Consider the following 15,446-nt stretch of genomic DNA (forward strand, 5'->3'; position numbering starts at 1 on the left):
ACGAGTGGTGTGCCCATCGGGGTCAGAATCGAACCAAAATGGCAGGGGAAATGGCTCGAAAGAGCAGAAAGCAGGCCGATTCTTACTGGATCTGCACCGAGACAGGCCACCGCAAACATTTGGGGGGGCCAGGTGTCGCTTGCAGCCTTGTTGCCCAGAGCTTCCCTAGGCATGCACCGGTAGTGCTGAACTTTTTGTCGTGTCTCTCGGCATTGCTGCTGCCCCTGTTAGCTTCAGCGCCCGCTCAGGCCACAGCGATCACCGCCTCGCAAACCTACGACCCTGTGCTCACCATTGATGGGGGTACTGCAAGCACCACGCTTTTCATCTCAGGGCTGATCGACTCGATCGCCAAAGTTACCACCACCATCACTCTCACCAAGTGTGACGATCCGATCAGCTCAACCGGCGTCTGCGAAGGCATTGGCGACTCTTTCAACAACGAAATTGGTCTTGCCCTGAAGAGTCCCGTGGGCACGGTGGTGGATTTGATCGTGCCCAACACAGTTCTTTCTGGTCAAACACCGGGCGACACGGTAACTTGGACCTTTGACGATTCTGCTCTGGTAAGCATCAGCGGGGCTTTGCTCTTTTCTGGCACGTACCTACCCGCCTCCAGCCTGAGTGCCTTCAATGGCGAGAATGGCAATGGCACCTGGCAGTTGATCTATAGAGATTCAGCTAACTTAGACCCGCTGAGCATCAACAGCTGGAGCCTCACGGTGATTCCCGTGCCTGGCCCCCTGCCATTGCTGGGTGTTGGTGCCGCCTTCGGCTTTAGCCGTCGTCTGCGCCGCCGTATTTCCATGAGCAAGCCCACGCCACCCCAGGCCTGAAATCACTCCGTTTCTGATCCTTAACCCCGCTTCTGAGGCCCTTTTTCATGCACGCGTTGCGTTGGCTTGTCCCCATCGCTTCCTGGCATCTCATCCCGTAGGACTTCTACCGCCCAACTCCAAGTAAAGCTGATGGATGGCGGCAGCTACTGTGAGGGCCCTGCCAACTTCTCCACTCAGCGTACGCTTGTAGGTACGTACTAACTCTCCAGTGCTGTCCACTTCGCACACCCGGCCTAAGATCGTCCGGTTGGAGTTTTTGGCGAAATGGCCTTGCCTTGATCAGGAGGCGCTGGTGGCCAGCCGCAGCAGCAAGGACTGCCTCACCTGGCATTGGTTTTGCAACCATGTAGGACCGAACTCCATCCCGCTGTCCCAGTGAGACCGAACACCTGGCGATGCAGCGGAGGTGACACCGGAAGTGGCGAAATCACCAAGCCCAGTTAGCGGGCTCCACTGTTCCCGCAGATGGAGTGGCTGATTCATGGCTGACAGGTTCATGAAGGGAACTGTAAAAACTTTTAAAGAACTCTGGATGTCGTTAAGCGGTGCATGTATTGCGCATAGTGTGCTGGTTAATCACAAGCAGCGCCTGACATGAAACTCCTCCAACTGGCGGCGGTGAGCTGCGCTTCGGCAGTTGTCCTGAGCAATCCAATTCTTGTTCTTTCCTATGAAGGTGAAAAACCTCCCGCTGGATCAAAGAATGCTTCGTGCCGGTATGGTGATAACGCACCTGGTTTTTGCAAGGTAAAGATTCTGAGCGAGACGCCTGGCAAGCTTCAGATATGGAGGCCGGCAGGAGTACAAAGTGCCATCATACTAACCTATACAGGCAGATGCCTCAAGCAGGGCTGTGTTCTTACGGGCGATGACTTTGGATATGTCGTGGGACCAGCGAGGTATGAAGTTCTTAATGCCTCCATGTCTGTCATCAGGATGAAAGAACTTTCTGGCAACAAGGCCATTGAGGAGATTAGAATTCTTGAACGGTAGTTTCAAAGTTAGGAGGCAGTGACCCCAGCTTCTGCCTCCTAACCAATTCCTATCTCACGAGGTTCATCAGGCAAGCCAGTGCTCTCCCTGAGCACTTCCCACAGGTCTGCCAGGTTGATGAGGAGATCTTCAGATACACTTGCACCGCGGAATGATTGAGGGCCTGGGTGCTCATAGTGGCATGGTCGTCGAGTCTGTTCATGATGGTGTTGATCAGTTCTGTGGCGCGATGAGGAGAGTTGCCGAATTGCGCCTGCGTGGTGTTAACGGCTTGCTGCTGCAGGCGCTTGGACTCCCAACCGCCCGGCTCGATTCGGCCACCAGCGATCCCGACCATGCAGCCACCCACCAGAACTTCGAACCCAACGGCAAGCGGGACTAGCCGTTCCGCGCAGAGCTGATGGTGTCCAACGACGAAGACCTCACCAGCACCTGCAACCGCTTTCACGATCACTCCGAAACCATCAGTTTCCTGCTGGCGTTGCAACGCCTCGATGGCGAGGCGAATCAGGAGGGTTTGGTCGGCTCCGGCGGGTGCGATGGATCCAACGACTCGGGCGCAGCGCTTGGGCGCTGCCAGGGCCGTCGCCGTCTATCTCTCGATCGGCGTGCTCCGGGGCCTGAGCATGCCTCCGTCTTGCCTATAGCGCTTCTAAGAGGATAGTCACTGATTCAGGCTCCAGTCGTACGGCAGAATGGCGATCCGTGGGTCTTGAAGCGGTGCAGATACACCGCGCAGGCGGGGAATGATGGAGGCGCTGAGCGACGGGGCCACTGCGAAGAATTCAGCCTTTTACCACTGGAAGATCTTGCTGCAGGAGAAATCACTCGCATCGAGATCACAGCGAACCTCGGCGGCATTGTTGATGAAGCGGTTCACATCCGCTTCCAGTTGCTCCTCCACCCCATCTGGGGCATGGGCCTCGTGGCGCAGCAGCGGACCACCGGTGATATGGCGCAGCATCTAGGTCGTTCATGGGTAGGCCGCACTGCATGGAAAGGGGCGGCCGCTCAGCAGCGCGTCAGAATCTCGTGGCTGGCTGAGTGCCAGGCGCCGCTGGCGTCGTAGCGACGAATCAGCCGCTCCATTCGCCCGGGAGCCGGCAGCCAGCCTCCCTCCAGTACAAACGCCTCACGGTGGCCGACTCGCTCCGGCAGGCGAACGAAGCCGCCATCGGGTTGCAGTTTCACTGCCTCCAGTTCCGCTTCGCCCAGCTCCAGCCGGCAGTCGCTGATCTCAGGCTCGGGCCAGTCGGCAATGACCGTGGACACCTGGCCCTGCCAGCTGCCCAGCAACTGATCGGCGCTGGTGAACGGGCATTCCAGCGCACCGCTGCCGGCGCGGAACTCACGGATCAGCACCAGTTGGTTGAAGGTGCCGGCCTCGCTGTAAAGGTGCACCAGCCGGTGGCGCCGGTTGTGCCCGATGAAGCCGAACTCACCACCGAAGACTGTGTTCGGCGCCACTTGCAGCGACCCCTTGTTGAAGGCCCCCGATTCAAAGAACACCACCTGGCGACCCAGGCTGCGGTAGTCCTGCTCTATGGCATAGCTGGGTTCACCGGCCCCACCTGCCGGTCCGCCGCCCGGAGTAATCGCCGTGCCGGGAGGCCAGCGACGCAGCCCGAAGCGCACCAGCTGGCCGTTGTCCTCGCTCGTGAGCGTCAGCACCGACGGGCTGCTCTCACGCAATGTGCCATCGGCCGTGATGGTGGTGAAGCTGCCACGCCACTCGCCGAGGTTACGCAGGAAGTTCTGCCACTGGCTGGTCATGCATCACTGAAACCGGGGATAGAAATCGTAGGCATCGCTACGGGGCAGGCAGTTGATGCTGGCCAGCACAAAGCGGTGCTGACGGTTCTCGGCCGGGGCCTGTCAATCGATGCTGTTGGGCACCCCCGCGCCTGCAAGCTCCGCTCCACCCGCTCGCTCCAGCTGCCCCAGGGGCTCCTTGCTGCGGGCCCGTACATCATCAAAAGTTGATCACCAACCCAGCGCCACGCCATCGAGCCGGTGGTCCACACCACATTCCAGACAAGGGCCGATCCCGGCTTCGCCTCTGTGGATGCGCACCATCTGGGCGGCACCCATGAAATCAGGTGCCGTGCGCAGTTGATGGCCGCGCACCTCCAGATCCCGGCGATCGACTCTCCAACCGGATAGCCCTCGCGGGCATAGCGAATGGCGGGCTGCCACAAGTCCTCCAGCGATCGGGAGCCAAAGCGGTCCTGCAGCTTTAGCCAGCCGGCCAAGGCGCCCGGCAGGGTCACCGAGACGGCACCATGCTCAGGCACGTAAGGCCCGGCCCCAATTCGCTCCAACGAGGCACCCGATGGGGCCGGGCCACTGCCATTGAGGCCATACACACGCTGATCGGCGGCTGACCAGGCCAGGATCATCGTGTCGCCACCCAGACCGCTGAACATCGGCTCGACCACGGCCATCATTCCGGCCATCGCCACAGCAGCATCGAAGGCATTGCCTCCTTCGCGCAGAACACCAAGCCCAACCTGTGTGGCCAGGGGTGAACTGGAGGAGGCGATGCACTCTTTGGAGAAAACAGGAGAACGCTGGTCCAGGAATCTCAAGGGATTGTCGCTTTGTGATGGAGACATGGCGTTGATGCGCTGCGGCCATCAAAACGCAGTCATGCCCTGAAGTCCCGTCAAGACCCGAATTGTGAACCTCCTTGTCCACGGGTTCATACTGGCCGCTTCCATCTCATCAGTAGAAAGAGCAGAGGAATTCTGCTGGAAGGCTGCAGACTCAATGAACTGAGTCACAACGCTTTGCATGAGAGGGTTGACCAGGGTTCTGCGACATCTATCATTCAACAACCGATCGAGATGGAACCGAATGCCTGCGGGCAATTTGAGGCGTAACTGGGAAATCCTATTGCTGCTGTGCATCGCTCCTGCAGTATGTTTCAGGGCAGACATTCAGCGCCACTGCCCACTTAAAAAGCGACCATGACCTGATCAGTCAGGCGGTTGGCGTTCTCATCCAGTTTCACCAGCGCGTCGTGCCTGTCCTCCTGCCAGTCATGCTGGCTGCCTTGATGTACTGCATGGTCACCCCCAGTAAATCTCGCTGGCGCAGGATCTTGATCGATGCATTGGCAGTGTTTGGTGTCTTCAAGATCTTAGTCATGTTCTTACTGCTGAACTTCTTGATATTCTTTCCGCCGTCTGATCGTGTGATGCCAATCCTCCAGCTGTTGCTGTTCTTGCCTTCGCTGCTGCTGATCTGGGGATGGATCTACTGGCGGATGGACATCCGCTACATCGCTCGCAATGGCAAGCGGATGTTTCTATTCAGAATGTCTGCCGATGATTCGCCAGGACCATATGATTATGTTCTGGCCTCATTTACCTCCTTGATTTCATCAACGCTGGGTGGCTTCACTGGAGATACCCGCACAGCGCGGACATTGATCCTTCTGCATGGCTTGATGATGTGGGATATCATGGGCTTGTCGCTTTCCAGGGCAATTTCTCTGGTAGCGTTCTCCTCGAAATGATTGGTGCTGTTAGACGGGCATCTGCAAACAACTCACGAACCACCAAAGAGAACTTACCTACTGGCGCAAGCCGGTTCTGACTCCTCTCCTTCACCCACAACAAGGCCCGGATTGAAGTCCATGGATCTTGGTCTGTCAGCTGTTGCGACCCAGCGGCCAACGGCGCGATCCACCACACACTGCCCACGCACCATCACGACGATCCCACTCAATTCTGGACGATGTAAGGTCTTCATCTCGCAGCAGGAACCACCGTTGGATTTTGGTGGCTTGCCAATGGGCTCCTTTGGCTGCGTCATGCGCCGTCAGAGGGTTCAAGGTTGCTGCGCAACAGCTGCAGAACGCACTGGGGGGAGTCAGTCTGCGCAGCTGGTCGTGGCTATAAACCACACGTCGTCTGGCCCGGTTGGCCTGTCGGGCTGATGAGGCAAACGATCCTCTCGACGCTCTCCCGTGATGAACGGCTGGCGATCGCTGGCACCTATTCCTTGACCCTGCTGGAGACCCTCTGCACCCTCGCCTATCCGGCACTCACGGGGTGGGCAGTCGACGGGCTACTGAAGCACAACTATCAGGGTCTTTCGTTGTTGATTGCCGTCTGGCTCGTGCACCTCGTCACTTCCTTCGTACGGCAGCGCTATGACACGCGGATCTTCATGGGTGTGTATAGCCGCCTTGCTGTGCTCACCGTCGCTGAGCAGAAGTGTCGCGGCCACGGCACGAGCATCGTGTCGGCGCGGGTCGAAATGATGCGTGACATGGTCAGTTTCTTCGAAGCCGATGTACCGGCAATGTTTTCCCAAGTGGTGACCGTGATCGGTTCGCTCGTGATGCTGTTCACCTATGACCTCGAGGCGGGATTCATCGCGATGGCAGTCCTGCTGCCAATGGCGCTTGTCAACACCTGGTACTGGCGGCGTGCACTCCCGTTGCATCGCGGCTTGAATGATCAGATCGAGCGCGAGATCGAAGACATCGAATCGGCGCGCCCTCTGCGCCTTCGTCGCCACTTCGGCCGCGTGCGTCGCTGGCATGTGCAGCTGTCAGACAGCGAGTCGTGGACCTGGACCGTCACAGAGCTCGCCACGATCGTCGCGCTCGTTGTTCTCCTGATCGACTTCACCCGTTCCCCAGCCTTCAGCGCTGGCGCCATCTATGCCGTGCTCGCCTATGTGTTTGATTATCTTGGGGGTCTCGACCAGGCTCCGGTTTTAGTGAACAACGTCGCCAGGCTCAGGGACATCCGCGCTCGGCTTGGAACATGAGCATCAATTGTTGCCATGTTGTCATGTTGTTGCCATTGTGGGTTGAAGGAGTTGGTTAGAAATTCGAACGAACATCCAGATACTATGCCAACAGCGTACGTATGCTCAACTGTCCAATGGAACAATGACACAAGCATTCGAGAAGCCAATGCGCAAGTTTCCGTCAAGACGGCACCGGTTAACAGTTGACTAACGTACGGCGGCACAGAGCCGACCAACGCGATATAGGTTGAACACGCAACCGCCAAAGAATGTGATGCACCTGCTAAGGTCAAAGGGTTGAGGCTTTTCAGAATGATCGTCAGAACAAAGCTGGTTGAACTTTCAACACTGCCCGCTGTCGCTTATCGCCAGAAGCTCTTCAATGGTTCAGGGGTTGTGATTCTTCGGTATGGCAACCCACAGCCGGGGTTGGCCAGTATCAGTCGCAGCACTGGGGAGCCAGTAGCAGCGGCCCATACAAATCTCGAGGAATACCCTGTTGAAGCGTTCCTTGAAGCGTTGGAACTCACAGCTGGGCTGCCATATTCGCGTCGTGGCAAGGTGCATGTGATCGAGATTCAACCCGAGGATTCTCCTTCTACAGAACAGGAGGCATCGCTTGATGAAGATACGAACCTCTTAGACAGTGCTGAATATCAAGCAATTGTTGAGGCCTATACCAATGCCAAGGGCGAGCTCTCCTACGGCCTGATGAACAAAGACTTTATTCAGTTTGCACGCTCCAGTAAGGTTGTGTCGGAAATGCTTTCAAACAACGCTTCGCTCAATCAACTCCGGGATCATGTGATCAAAGCAAAGTTTGAAACACTCACAGGCAACACACGCCTCACCTCATCCCAAATTAGCTTCATCACTGATTTACTGGATGAGGTCAGCCCAAAGTCTGCCTTTCGTGAGTTTGAAAACGATCTTAGAAAGATGCTGACTGAGGCAAAGAAAGGATCACTCTAAAAGTGAGTCTTTAAGGGAATTGATGTGCAGTCTGCTCCAGTGCAGCAGGGCAGATCAGCGGAAGCAAAGCCGGCCAAGATGATTTGATTTTGCTGAGATGATATCACCGCAGTGAAGTACCACCCAATGGCACAGATGAACCATCCTGTGGTGCTGCATGACGACTTCGTGCTGATAGTCAATGAGACGAGATTCGGAGCAATCACCTCAGTGAATAGGCTGAGATGAACCGTCTGAACCGACTGAGTCCTCTGGATCCTCTGAATCGACTGGCCGGCTAGCGATCATTCAACGTTCTAAGGCGGAAGATAAGTCCCAACCCAAGTGTGGTGATAATGGCTATATGGGAGGTAGGGGGGGGACGACTTCCCTGAGAGCCACATAGCCGATCTTACTCTTTCCGGGATAGTGGTACTCACCACGATCGCTTAGCTACAAGCTGCATAACCCACTTTCGCTTTGGCGAGAATCTGCTTTCCCCGTTCCCAGGCACATCGCCGCGAGAGAAGTTCCAGATCATCGAACCAAGTTGATTTGGTCATCTGCCCACCATGCAGGCGGATATGATAAACATTGGCTGCAATCACAATGCCTGGTGCCATGCTGGTCACTGCAATCATCATGCCAATATCTTCACCTTGAGGAAGCCCCATCCAACCGCCGGCCTTCTTCAAGAGGTTGGCTTCCACGAGCAAGGTTGTTGGACCCAGGGGGATGCTGGCTTTTGGCGTTGGCCAGGCACGCCAGACATCTCCAGGCAAACTTGGGCCAGCTTTAACAATTTCAGGATCATTCTTGCAGCCGTCTGTGCAATACCCAGCAGACCATAGGGCTCCTCGCTGTCCCTTGATCGCCTCGACTCTCTGATCGATCGAATGGGGATATAGCCAATCATCATCGTCTGCGCTGGTGATCCAGTTGCCTCCGGCAATGACCAAACCAAGATTACGCGCAGCAGCTTGGCCGATCGGACGATTTGTTGCAATGACAGTGGCGTGATCACCGATCGCAGCAGGCAATGCATCTCGGCTGGCGCCGTCGATGACAATCACATGTTCAACTGAGCAGTTGTTCTGTCTTAGGCTTTTATTGAGTTCCTCCAGCATGCTCAGCCGATCTGGCTGCAGCCTGGTTGGAGTAATTACACTTACCGTCATCTGATTGCACAATGATTGGCGTCTTGTCGTCGACTTAGACAGCATTTAATCCCCATGGATTTGCTTGGCCCATGCATGAAACCAAAGCATGACTTGGCAATAGCTTGTTGGGAGGAATGTGGCTCGCCAGCCTCTAAGCATCGCAAGACACCTTGAAATCATACCATTCTTCAGGCAGGCATTGAAAGCCTTAGGCACATCCGCTGTACGTTCTGTCATGCCTCAGCTCATCACTGCTGAAGTGACGGTGCCGAGATTGCGAGCTGATCAACTCGTGTGGAGAACCAAACAGTTGTTCGTGGCTCAATACGGGCACACCACATGGATCTCACTTTGCGCTGAGCGAGGTTCATAGGAATTGCCGTACGCTTGTTTCCTGTCGCTGGAGAGCGGTGCTCTGCGGACCGCATTAATCTCTACGACGAAGTTGAATGGCCAACCATTGATACCGACTACTGCCTTATCAATCCTGTGATACGAGTTTCAGCGATCCTATTTAACCCTCGCTTGGTGTAAGCAGTGAGATTACAGATCAACAACCAGTTCAGCTGAACGAAGGAGCACCAGATGAGGCGTGAGTTGAACGGTCAACAGCTGCCCTTCGCCAGCGGGCCCATCAACTCGTATGACAGAGGCATGGGCCTTAGGCCTGATGTGATCCGAATCATGGGGGATGAAACTGTTCAAGTTGAGTAAAGCAACCCCATGCTGAGCAATGGAATTCAGCAGGTGAATCAGGATATGGACGCCGCGAGGGATGTCGTCTTAATCAACGTGTTGATTGTTCTCACCGGAATCTATCACCATCAATGGCTGGCCAGTTTCTGAACCATATGTATTGCCGAAGGTTTAGGCCAGGTGGATTGGTGGTGTGGGTGGCCGGCGAAGACGCGACGCATGAACCCATTGACAAGCAGCACTCAACGGCAAAAGGGCCAGTTAGCCTTGAAGACCTTTCCACAGCAACTGTGTGATCAGCCAATCTTGATGGTTAGGGAGAATGTATCAACATCAGTGTTCAATAGAGACAGCCAGACCCAGATCTGCTTCACTGATGGATTAGACCCGTTCAAACCAGAGAATCCACTGGCGATGGATCTCACCGATTTGGTTGTTGAAGCCGTATCAAGGATGAGCTTCTGGCCATGAAGGCATCGGCATGTCAAGTGAATTGCACGATTGGAATGAGAACAGGATTGCCGCGTAGGCTAGGTAAAACGATGACCATCTGAGTCACCTGAGCATATGCACGCATCCACTGGCCACGACAATGGCTTAATGATCTTTGGACGTCCTGCCGAACGCGGTAGATGGTTGTTGATTCCCATGGGCATGGTGATCTTGATGTGCCTTGGAAGTGTGTACTCCTGGAGCATTTTCAGAACACCTTTGGAAGCTGAGCTTGGGCTCAGTGCAAGTGCCAGCTTGCTGCCGTTTACTTTTGCACTGGTTTCATATGCTGCAGTGATGCCTGTTGCAGGCTTTTATATTCCACGCATTGGCACTCGCCTCATGGCTGCCTTGGGCGGTGCTGTGGTGGGCGCAGGCTATATCCTCTCAAGTTTCGCTAATAATGTTGGCATGCTGGTTCTCAGCTATGGAATCATTGCTGGAACGGGTGTGGGAATTGCCTATGGTGTTCCCATGGTGGTTGTTTCGCGCTGGTTTCCCGATAAGAAGGGTTTGGCGGTGGGATTAACCATCATCGGCTTCGGACTTTCCCCTTTGATCACTGCGCCACTTGCCAACCAGCTCATCGGCGCCTACAGCACTCGACCTGCACTGCGTATGCTTGGTATTGGTTTCACCGCCATTATTCTGATTGTCGCCATGACGATGAAGGTACCCCCGAAGGGGTGGCAACCCTCATGTCAGGTGATGGCCCACCTTTCACTGCCACCAGTTACTTACCCACCTTCCATGTTGAAGACGCGCTTCTTTTATGCGCTTTGGGTTTGCTATGCCATTGGAACCCTTGTTGGCTTGAGTGCGATCGGTGTTTCCAGTGTGGTTGGGGAGGAGATTATTCATGTCACACCCGCGGTGGCTGCCAGCAGTGTTTCATTGTTTGCAGTTTTTAATGGTGTCAGTAGGCCACTGTTTGGATGGTTGGTGGATCGCCACAAACCCCATGCCATCGCGATCTTTTCCTATGTACTGATTTTGATTGCCTGTATCATGATGATTCACGCGCAGGCTGGGCACGTAGCCACGTATCTCATTTCCTTTAGCCTCTTCTGGTTCTGCCTTGGCGGCTGGTTGGCAATGGCACCTGCAGTAACATTGAGGTTATTCAATCCTGATCAGTATGCCCAGAACTACGGCATTGTATTCACTGCCTACGGAGCTGGTGCTCTGATCGGAACGCTGGTGACGGGGCAGCTGCGAGAGGTGTTTGGGACCTATACCGTCGTGTTTTATCCGATGGCCATTCTCGCTACCGTGGGAATCTTCGTGGCGAGCCTTCTGCTTAGAGAGGAAAGATCTGGATCACCTGCATCGCACTGAAGTGGATGCGCAAAGACAATTCCAAGGACAACACAATGGTTGTCAGCCTGCCCAACCCCCCAAGCCCCTGATTCTTGATGTCACTTTAGAGCTTTCTAAAGCTTTATGTCGTCTGACATTTGCCATAGGGCTCCTGTTGACCCATCTGCATGGCGTTTGCCACGGGTGAAGCTGCGATCACAAGGGCCATCTGCATAGCCACGGCCGTGGCGCCAAGAGCCGACACAGCCTCTGTGGCTGCCAAAGCCAACGCTGCCTTACGGGGAGGGCAAACCTTCCATATGATTTGATATGTCTTAGGCGGAATCACTTGGGATGCAGGATAGTGCTATGGCGGATGGCCTCTCGGAGGAGGCTCGCCGCTGGATCGCCGACTTCTGCCTGGTGGCCGACCTCAACGGCACCGACCTGATCGTGCTTGGCTTGCGCAGCGGCCACTTCGTGGCCTGCAACGACTCCGCGCATACGCGCCTGGGCTACAGCAAAGCTGAACTGCTCGGCCTTTCTCCGGCTGCCATCCAGGCGGACCCCGATCACGATGCCGCCTGGGTGGCGTCGAGGCTGAAGGAGCTGGTGGTGGCTGGAGGTGGATACTTTCAGACCCGCCACCGCTGCAAAGACAACACCATCCTTGATGTGGAGGTGCACCACCGGGTGTTGTCGATCCAGGGTGAGCAGCTGATGCTCAGCTCCGTGAGAGACCTTACCGCAGCGCATCAGCACGACAGCAGCGAGGCCAGCGCGTACAAGTTGCTAAGCGACGGTGAAGCATTCAGCGGCATCGGCTCCTGGGAGCTGCGTGTGGTTGATGGCACCATGCGCTGTTCGCCGCAGATGCGGCGCCTATGCCAATGGATGGGCACACAAACGCCCACCACGCTCACGACCTACGGCGCCTTGGTGCATCCCGACGACCGCAGCCGTTGGCACCAGGAGTTTCAACGGGCGATGAATTTAGGTGAACCGCTCTACAGCCGCCATCGCCTCGCCTTCTTCGATGGCAGCGTGAGACTGGTACAGGCCGAAGCGCACTTCACGTACGACAACACCGGTGAGCCGTTGCGGGCCATCGGCACGCTACAAGACGTGAGTCGAGAACAGAGGCTGTTGCAGCAGCGGGTGGGTGAGCGTACCCATGATCTGCTGACCGGTCTGCCCAACAAGCTGGCAGCACTGGAGGAACTCAACGAGCGCCTGCAAGGCCGTGGCTACAGCAACTCTTTGGCTGTGCTCAGCCTGGATGTGGACGGATTTCAGGACATCAACGATCAGTTCGGATCTGAGGTGGGTGATCGGGTGCTGTGGGAGATGGCCCGCCGGCTTCAGGAGCTGATGGGCCCCGAGGCTTGGCTGGCGCGCCTCAGTAGCGACGAATTCCTGATCGTGTTGGAAGATTCCATCCACTCGCTCGGCGATGGGCTCAGGGCCTGCCGGCAACTGCAACAGCGTTGGGGGCAACAGATGGATTTGCTGAGTGACCTGCCGCTGTTGCCCACCTTCTCTATCGGGCTGGCCTCCTATCCCGAGCACGGCCAGAACGGCCAAGCCTTGATCCAATGTGCCAACACGGCATTGGCGAAGGCCAAAAGCCAGGGACGTATCCAGGTGTGTGCCTACTCCAGCACGATCAGCCGCCAGATCCAGGAACGCATGCACCTGAGTGGTGAGTTGAGTCAGGCCATCGGTCGGAATCAATTCCGTCTTGTGGTGCAGCCGCAGGTGCACCGTTCCAGTGCCTTGGCCGGTGCTGAGGTGCTGCTGCGCTGGACGAACAGCCAAGGAATCCATGTGCCCCCCAGCCACTTCATTCCGTTGGCAGAGCAGAGCGGACAGATCCTTCAGGTAGGCAGCTGGGTGTTTGAGCAGACCCTTCAGCAGCTGGTGCGCTGGCGTGATGCCGGCTTGCCGGTTCCACGGCTGGCTCTCAACATCTCCCCTCGGGAACTGGAGATGCCAGGCCGCCAGTTCATCAGCTCGCTGTTGGATGGCCTCTTGGCGCACAACCTCAGTCCTGAACTGCTGGAGCTTGAGATCACTGAAACGGCCCTGCTGCATGACCCACTCGTCTATCGCGAACATCTGAGAGTGCTGTCAGACCAGGGTTTTCGCATCGCCATTGATGACTTCGGGACGGGCTATGCCTCGCTGGAGCTGCTACGTGATCTGCCGGTGCACCGCCTCAAGATCGACCGAACCTTCATTCAGGGCATTACCACGTCTGCCGGTGATCGCACGATCGTGCAGGCCACCATCACCCTGGCCAAGGGGCTGGGCTTGGAATGCATCGCCGAAGGGGTCGAAACTGACGAACAACGCCAGGTCCTGGAGGATCTCGGTTGCGATCTCTACCAGGGCTATCTGTGTGGCCGGCCACTGGAGCTGGATGCGTTTGAAAGCTTGCTGCGCGATCCAAAGGCAGACTCAAGCCTTCAGAGTGCCGATGATCCCCCGCATACCCCGAAGAAAAGCAGCCTGAACCTTAACAAGCAAGGAGAGCTGGTCAGCAATCCCAGCACCTCTGAAGAACTGGAGCTACTGCGATCTGCCTTCGACCTTAGCAACGACTACTTTCTGCTGTTACAGGTGATCCAGGGACATCAAGATACGATTATGGAACTCCTCATACTGGAGGCGAACCAGTCGGCCTGCTCCTATATGCAGCAGGAACACCATGCGGTCGTAGGCAAAACCCTGTTGAATGTCTTTCCGCAGATGGAGCACAACGGTTTGCTCGATATCATTGTGGATGCAGCACTGCGCAGCACTCCCACCTATGTAGACGACTTCGTGTATGAGGAGCATGAACTCTTCTGGGACCGCCGCTGCTACGACATTCAGATTATCCCCACGCGGGGCTTCCTTGTGGTGAGCTGGCGCGATGTGACCGACCGCAGCCACACGGCCAGGACTTTGGCGGAATCCGCAGCCCTTTATCGCCTGCTTACCGACAATATCGTGGAGGTGGTGGTGCTGCTCAACTTGAGGGAGGAAGTGCTGTGGGTGTCCCCTTCGCTTGAACCCATGACGGGCTGGCGAGAAGCCCAATGGATCGGCAAAACCTTCTGCGAGTTGTTTGTTTCAGCCGATGGTCGGCCTGAACCCGTGGAGCTCAAGGCCTGGCTGACGCCCCATGGCCCGATCCACCAAGGGCGCTTGCGGCTCGTGGATCCCAAGGGAGGCTGGGGCTGGGCCGCTCTGAGCGTGAGACGACTGCATGAGGAGGGAAGGCGCAGCGGTGATTCAAAGGATGCTGCTTCATCAACTCTTCACGATGATGCAGATTCAGCTCCTGCTGAGCTGCATCTGCACGAGGGCTATGTGATCACCCTGCAACCTGTGGATCAGAAGGTGCTTGAAGAGCGGAGATTGCTGCAAAGGGCAAACCATGATCCGCTCACCGGCCTGGAAAGCCGCGCCGCCATCCTCGATCGCCTGGAAGAGCGACTGCTGGATGACAAAAGCCGTAAAGGCCAACCTCTGGCATTGCTGTTTTGCGATTGCGATGGCTTCAAGAACATCAACGACACCTATGGTCACGCCTGCGGCGATGCGGTGCTGCAGAGCGTGGCTGCTCGCATCCAGGATGCAATTCGCCAGCGGGACCATGCCGGCAGGATTGGCGGCGATGAATTTCTGGTGTTGCTCGATGGCATCAAGGCGATGGACCATGCGATCGCCGTGGCCGAAAAGGTGCAGGCGGCAATTGCCAAGCCAATTCACTGGGCCGATCACAGCATCACACCTTCCTTCTCCATTGGTGTGGCCCTGCATGGGGCTGGGGAGGATGCGGGGCTTTTCCTCAGACGGGCCGACCGCAACATGTATGCCGCCAAAGCGGCCGGCCGCCAACGCGTGGTGGCTCTTTGAGGCTGAAGCGGCTCACCAGGCCGGATCCCCCACAATGGTTGCCTCATCAGTGAACGACATCTGTGCGGGAGCAGCGCGTGGAGGCGGATCGGCTGCGGTTCGCATTGGCCTCTTCGCTGACGTGAACGGCATGGATCCCAGCGCCATCGGGCTCAGCGTGCTGGTGGGGGTCATTACCTTTCTCTATTCCGCCGTTGGGCAGCCCGGCTCCACGGGCTAGGAGCCTGTCGCGCATAGGTCAGCAGCCAGCCTCTCCACAGACGCCTATTAATCTGCCCAGATCCTAGTGACAGCAGTGGATCTGAGCGAAACAATGGGGCATGCAGAAGCCCAAGTCCTTCCG

12 protein-coding genes are annotated in these 15,446 nt (G+C 56.5%); 7 read left to right on the forward strand and 5 right to left on the reverse strand.

What is annotated here, in order from left to right; genetic code table 11:
• Together KBY97_RS14340 and KBY97_RS14345 are read left to right on the forward strand one after the other, a co-directional pair.
• The coding region (locus KBY97_RS14340; protein ID WP_255147972.1) for a proprotein convertase P-domain-containing protein at positions 1-836 on the forward strand (836 nt) is incomplete at its 5' end.
• 597 nt (positions 837-1,433) lie between these two features.
• Positions 1,434-1,832: a hypothetical protein gene (locus KBY97_RS14345; RefSeq protein WP_255147974.1), complete on the forward strand. Its 399-nt coding sequence runs from the start codon at positions 1,434-1,436 to the stop codon at positions 1,830-1,832.
• A gap of 49 nt (positions 1,833-1,881) precedes the next feature.
• Here KBY97_RS14345 and KBY97_RS14350 read toward each other — a convergent pair whose 3' ends face one another.
• The 4 genes from KBY97_RS14350 to KBY97_RS14365 form a co-directional block, all read right to left on the reverse strand.
• Positions 1,882-2,319 carry a hypothetical protein gene (locus KBY97_RS14350; RefSeq protein WP_255147976.1) on the reverse strand — a complete coding sequence of 146 codons (438 nt, stop codon included), beginning with the start codon at positions 2,317-2,319 and terminating at the stop codon, positions 1,882-1,884.
• 306 nt (positions 2,320-2,625) lie between these two features.
• Positions 2,626-2,796, reverse strand: coding sequence for a hypothetical protein (locus KBY97_RS14355; RefSeq protein WP_255147977.1), 171 nt, complete (start codon positions 2,794-2,796; stop codon positions 2,626-2,628).
• Between the two features lie 47 nt (positions 2,797-2,843).
• Positions 2,844-3,605 (reverse strand): DUF3598 family protein, encoded by a 762-nt coding sequence (locus KBY97_RS14360; RefSeq protein WP_255147979.1) that lies wholly within the window; start codon positions 3,603-3,605, stop codon positions 2,844-2,846.
• Positions 3,602-4,447: a gamma-glutamyltransferase gene (locus KBY97_RS14365; RefSeq protein WP_255147981.1), complete on the reverse strand. Its 846-nt coding sequence runs from the start codon at positions 4,445-4,447 to the stop codon at positions 3,602-3,604. Before KBY97_RS14365 ends, KBY97_RS14360 begins: the two co-directional genes overlap by 4 nt.
• A gap of 407 nt (positions 4,448-4,854) precedes the next feature.
• On the opposite strand from KBY97_RS14365, the gene KBY97_RS14370 reads away from it, so the two are divergent.
• From KBY97_RS14370 to KBY97_RS14380, 3 genes are all read left to right on the forward strand, one after another.
• Complete coding sequence (locus tag KBY97_RS14370) at positions 4,855-5,352, forward strand: hypothetical protein (protein ID WP_255147982.1); 498 nt, start codon at positions 4,855-4,857, stop codon at positions 5,350-5,352.
• A gap of 422 nt (positions 5,353-5,774) precedes the next feature.
• On the forward strand, positions 5,775-6,617 hold the full coding sequence (locus tag KBY97_RS14375; RefSeq protein WP_255147986.1) for an ABC transporter six-transmembrane domain-containing protein: 843 nt from the start codon (positions 5,775-5,777) through the stop codon (positions 6,615-6,617).
• A 294-nt stretch (positions 6,618-6,911) separates the two neighbouring features.
• A complete protein-coding gene (locus KBY97_RS14380; RefSeq protein WP_255147988.1) occupies positions 6,912-7,571 on the forward strand; it encodes a hypothetical protein in 660 nt (219 codons plus the stop codon).
• 428 nt (positions 7,572-7,999) lie between these two features.
• Here the strand turns inward: KBY97_RS14380 and KBY97_RS14385 are convergent, their stop codons facing one another.
• The gene (locus KBY97_RS14385; protein ID WP_315857176.1) at positions 8,000-8,773 is read right to left on the reverse strand and encodes a glycosyltransferase; all 774 of its coding nucleotides are present in this window, start codon (positions 8,771-8,773) and stop codon (positions 8,000-8,002) included.
• Positions 8,774-9,973: 1,200 nt separating this feature from the next.
• On the opposite strand from KBY97_RS14385, the gene KBY97_RS14390 reads away from it, so the two are divergent.
• Together KBY97_RS14390 and KBY97_RS14400 are read left to right on the forward strand one after the other, a co-directional pair.
• On the forward strand, positions 9,974-11,236 hold the full coding sequence (locus tag KBY97_RS14390) for an OFA family MFS transporter (protein WP_255147992.1): 1,263 nt from the start codon (positions 9,974-9,976) through the stop codon (positions 11,234-11,236).
• Between the two features lie 330 nt (positions 11,237-11,566).
• Positions 11,567-15,103 (forward strand): diguanylate cyclase domain-containing protein, encoded by a 3,537-nt coding sequence (locus KBY97_RS14400; RefSeq protein ID WP_399217920.1) that lies wholly within the window; start codon positions 11,567-11,569, stop codon positions 15,101-15,103.
• The last annotated feature ends 343 nt before the right edge of the window (positions 15,104-15,446 follow it).

The sequence above is a fragment of the Synechococcus sp. ATX 2A4 genome (assembly GCF_024346375.1).
GTDB lineage: Bacteria > Cyanobacteriota > Cyanobacteriia > PCC-6307 > Cyanobiaceae > MW101C3.

Bases quoted from the DNA above. Each gene is read 5' to 3' on its own strand.
- KBY97_RS14345 (WP_255147974.1), top strand. From the start codon at position 1,434: ATGAAACTCCTCCAACTGGCGGCGGTGAGCTGCGCTTCGGCAGTTGTC.
- KBY97_RS14355 (WP_255147977.1), bottom strand. From the start codon at position 2,796: ATGCTGCGCCATATCACCGGTGGTCCGCTGCTGCGCCACGAGGCCCAT.
- KBY97_RS14360 (WP_255147979.1), bottom strand. From the start codon at position 3,605: ATGACCAGCCAGTGGCAGAACTTCCTGCGTAACCTCGGCGAGTGGCGT.
- KBY97_RS14365 (WP_255147981.1), bottom strand. From the start codon at position 4,447: ATGTCTCCATCACAAAGCGACAATCCCTTGAGATTCCTGGACCAGCGT.
- KBY97_RS14375 (WP_255147986.1), top strand. From the start codon at position 5,775: ATGAGGCAAACGATCCTCTCGACGCTCTCCCGTGATGAACGGCTGGCG.
- KBY97_RS14380 (WP_255147988.1), top strand. From the start codon at position 6,912: ATGATCGTCAGAACAAAGCTGGTTGAACTTTCAACACTGCCCGCTGTC.
- KBY97_RS14385 (WP_315857176.1), bottom strand. From the start codon at position 8,773: ATGCTGTCTAAGTCGACGACAAGACGCCAATCATTGTGCAATCAGATG.
- KBY97_RS14390 (WP_255147992.1), top strand. From the start codon at position 9,974: ATGCACGCATCCACTGGCCACGACAATGGCTTAATGATCTTTGGACGT.
- KBY97_RS14400 (WP_399217920.1), top strand. From the start codon at position 11,567: ATGGCGGATGGCCTCTCGGAGGAGGCTCGCCGCTGGATCGCCGACTTC.